The organism is Vaccinium witches'-broom phytoplasma str. VAC, assembly GCF_000309405.1.
Taxonomy (GTDB): Bacteria; Bacillota_I; Bacilli_A; order Acholeplasmatales; family Acholeplasmataceae; genus Phytoplasma.
This window is the reverse complement of sequence record NZ_AKIN01000014.1, coordinates 1-3,520: the sequence shown is the minus strand read 5'-3', so window position 1 is coordinate 3,520 and position 3,520 is coordinate 1. Positions and strand designations below refer to the sequence as shown.

General features: G+C 29.5%; 7 protein-coding genes. All 7 read right to left on the bottom strand.

The window, feature by feature from the left end:
• Positions 1-146 precede the first annotated feature (146 nt).
• The 7 genes from rplQ to map are packed head-to-tail and all read right to left on the bottom strand — an operon-like array spanning position 147 to position 3,485.
• Positions 147-518 (bottom strand): 50S ribosomal protein L17, encoded by a 372-nt coding sequence (rplQ, locus tag RI68_RS00640; protein WP_017193338.1) that lies wholly within the window; start codon positions 516-518, stop codon positions 147-149.
• A gap of 34 nt (positions 519-552) precedes the next feature.
• Positions 553-1,512, bottom strand: coding sequence for a DNA-directed RNA polymerase subunit alpha (locus tag RI68_RS00635; protein WP_017192472.1), 960 nt, complete (start codon positions 1,510-1,512; stop codon positions 553-555).
• Between the two features lie 15 nt (positions 1,513-1,527).
• Complete coding sequence (rpsK, locus tag RI68_RS00630; RefSeq protein WP_017193337.1) at positions 1,528-1,917, bottom strand: 30S ribosomal protein S11; 390 nt, start codon at positions 1,915-1,917, stop codon at positions 1,528-1,530.
• Positions 1,918-1,920: 3 nt separating this feature from the next.
• The gene (gene rpsM, locus RI68_RS00625; RefSeq protein ID WP_017193336.1) at positions 1,921-2,325 is read right to left on the bottom strand and encodes a 30S ribosomal protein S13; all 405 of its coding nucleotides are present in this window, start codon (positions 2,323-2,325) and stop codon (positions 1,921-1,923) included.
• Between the two features lie 19 nt (positions 2,326-2,344).
• Positions 2,345-2,461 carry a 50S ribosomal protein L36 gene (rpmJ, locus tag RI68_RS00620; RefSeq protein ID WP_017192653.1) on the bottom strand — a complete coding sequence of 39 codons (117 nt, stop codon included), beginning with the start codon at positions 2,459-2,461 and terminating at the stop codon, positions 2,345-2,347.
• A 33-nt stretch (positions 2,462-2,494) separates the two neighbouring features.
• The gene (gene infA / locus RI68_RS00615; protein WP_017193335.1) at positions 2,495-2,707 is read right to left on the bottom strand and encodes a translation initiation factor IF-1; all 213 of its coding nucleotides are present in this window, start codon (positions 2,705-2,707) and stop codon (positions 2,495-2,497) included.
• Positions 2,708-2,735: 28 nt separating this feature from the next.
• Positions 2,736-3,485, bottom strand: coding sequence for a type I methionyl aminopeptidase (gene map / locus RI68_RS00610; RefSeq protein ID WP_017193334.1), 750 nt, complete (start codon positions 3,483-3,485; stop codon positions 2,736-2,738).
• Positions 3,486-3,520: the final 35 nt, after the last annotated feature.

Genomic DNA, 3,520 nt, shown 5'->3' with positions numbered 1-3,520 from the left:
AGAAAAATATACTTTTTTAAATAAAAAATTAATGATTTGGAACATAAAAACAGACCAAATGAATCAATTTTGTTTTATTTTTCAGAAAAAAAGAGAAATAACTTTTCTCTATGTAATAAAAATTTTAATAAAAATTAATAAAAAACTTATTTGATCAAAGATTCAACAAGTTGTATGATTGCCATAGCGGCGGCGTCGCCTTTACGAGGTTCAGTTTTGATAATTCTAGTATAACCGCCCGGTCTGTCTTGATATCTGGCAGATAATTCGTTAAATAATTTTTGTAAAACAGTTTTATTTTCATCTATTTTTTCGTTAAACATTAAAAGAGATGCTTGTCTTCTTGCGTGTAAAGTGTTTTTTTTACTTAAAGTTATAGATTTTTCAACTGCTCTTCTCAATTCTTTAGCTTTAGAAAAAGTAGTTACAATTTGTTCGTTCGCAATCAAACTGGAAACTAAACTTCTTAATAAAGATTTTCTTTGAGGGGTAGTACGTTTTAATTTACTGTAAACCATTTTTTAATTTTAACCCACTTTCTAAAAAAATATTTTATTTGTCGTTTATTAGCATATCGAAACGAAGTTCTAATTTATTCATTTTTGCTTTTAATTCATTAAAAGATTTTGTACCTAAACTATTTAATTTAGAAATATCTTTTTCTTTTTGACTCACTAATTCTTTTACAGTATTAATTCCTGATTTTTTCAAACTATTTAATAGTCTCACGGACAATTCTAATTGTTCGATTTTCAAATCTAAAGCATGATTGTAATTTTCAATTTCTGCTTCATAAATAAAGTCATTTTGTTGTTCTTGTTCGCATAATTTAACTAAAACATTAAAATGATCTGTTAAAATTTTAGAAGCTGTAGATAAAGCTTGTTTAGCGGTAATAGCTTTATTAGTTTCGATATCAACTACTAACTCTTCTTTGTTACCTAACTTTTGTTCCACAGTGTAAGTTGTTTTTACAACTGGTGTATATAAAGAATCGATCGCTATAACTCCAAATTGACTTTTATTAAAAACCTTGTTACTCGCAGCACTTTCATAACCAATGCCTCTTCTTACTGTCGCTTCCATACGGAAACGAGTGTTTTCTGATACATGAGCTATTACTTGATCTTTATTAATGATATTAACTCCATCAACAACATTAAAATCTGCAGCTGTTACTGTTTTTTCACCTGTAATATCGATTTTCAACTTTTGTTCAAAATCTTCATCTTGGGAATCAACAGCAATAACGACTTTTTTTAAATTTAAAATGATAGTCATAATATCTTCATAAACACCATCCATAACGGTAAATTCATGTTCTACACCATCAATGTGAACGTTTACAATAGCGGCGCCTGGCAAAGAAGATAATAAAACTCTTCTCAAAGAATTTCCGATTGTAGTTCCGTATCCTTTTTCTAAACGTTGGATAACGAATCTTTTATCAAAATCATCATCATTTTCATTGTCAACTAACATAATAGGTCTTAAAAATTTTAATTTTTTCATTTTCTACTCCCTTAATTAACCACGAGGACGTTTAGGCGGTCTACAACCATTATGAGGAACAGGAGTAACATCTTTAATAGCAGTAATTTCTAAACCTGATTCTTGTAAAGAACGAATAGAAGTTTCTCTACCTACTCCTGGACCTTTAATAAAGACTTCAACCTTTTGCATTCCTTGAACTTTAGCCAATCCTGCTGCTTTTCTAGCTACTTGTTGAGCTGCAAAAGAAGTTGATTTTCTGCTACCTTTAAAACCTAAAGAACCTGCACTGCTCCAAGTGATTACATCACCTTCTAAATCGGTAATAGTCAATATAGTATTATTAAAAGTAGTATGAATATGAGCTATACCCAAAGGAACATTTTTTTTAATTTTTTTACGCTTTATGCGTTTTTTTTGAACCATTTATTATCTCCCTCTTTTAGCGTTCTTATTGCTTTTTTTATCTTTATTAACGCTTGAAGCCGGTTTTTTACGATTTTTCTTAGCTGTCTTAGCGTTGTTTCTAGTTTTTTGCCCTCTTACTGGTAATCCTTTACGGTGGTGTATTCCTCTATCGCAACCGATTTCCATTAAGCGTTTAATATTTACTAAAGCAGTCTCACGTCTTAGAGCTCCTTCGCTCATTTTACTTAATTCATTTCTTATGCGGGATAATTGTTCTTCAGTTAAATCTTTAACGCGAATATTTTCATCTATATTTAATTCGCTTAAAATTTGCTGAGAAGTTTTACGTCCAACACCATAAATATAAGTAAGCGAAATCACTACTCTTTTATCGCGAGGAACATCTATTCCTGCAATTCTTGCCATTTACAAACTCCTTTCCAAATTACCCTTGTCTTTGGTTATTACGACGATTTTTTTTATTTATAATATAAACTCTTTTTTTGCGACGTACAATGATGTCATCAGCACTACGTTTTTTAACAGAAGCTCTAACTTTCATTTTAAATATCTCCTTTTATTTAAAAAAATATTATTATCTTTTATCGATATAACGATAAACAATACGTCCTTTAGAATCTACTTTAACTTTATCACCTAACAAAATACGAATGTTATTGCTACGTATCTTTCCTGAAATATGAGCAATAATACTTTTTTTATTAGAAAGTTCTAATTTAAATTTAGCATTAGGCAAAATGCCAACTACTATAGCATCATCAAATTCAATAATATTTGGATTAACCATATTTATTTTTATTTTCCTATTTCTTTGTTTATGTTAATGTTAAAATTTCATATCCGCTTTCGGTCACTAAAACTGTGTGTTCAAAATGAGCACTTAAACTTTTATCTGCTGTTATAACAGTCCAACCGTCATTCAATATTTTAACTTCTTTAGTGCCTAAAGTAAACATAGGTTCAATGCAAAAAGTCATTCCTGGTTGTAAGATATAATCTTTATCAACAAAATCAAAATTAAAAATATAAGGTTTTTCATGCAATTGCAAACCAATTCCATGTCCTGAAAAAACCTCAACTATACCGTATTTATTCTTTTTACCAATTTCAAAAATAGCTGCAGAAATATCAGAAATGCGATTTCCTGGTTTAACTTGTTCTATTCCAGCGAATAAAGACTTTTCAGTGTTTTCCAAAAGAGTTGCTACTTTTTTAGAAACTTTACCTATGGTGTAAGTCCAAGCTGAATCAACATAATATCCTTGATATTTGATACCCATATCAATCGTAATGATATCGCCTTTTTTTAAAATTTGTTTTTTAGATGGTATTCCGTGCACGATAGCTTCATTAACCGAAGTGCACATATAACCATCAAAACCTTTATAACCTTTAAAAGCGGAAACCACTCCATGTTTTTCAATTAATTCACGAGCAATCATATCTAAAGCAAAAGTAGAAACACCTTCTTTCAAAGAAAGGATTAATTCTTTTCTTATAGAAGATAAAATTTGACCTGCTTTTCTCATTATAGCAATTTCATTCTCTGATTTAATTATTATCATAAAGGGTAACCTGCCTTAAATCTAAACATAATGAT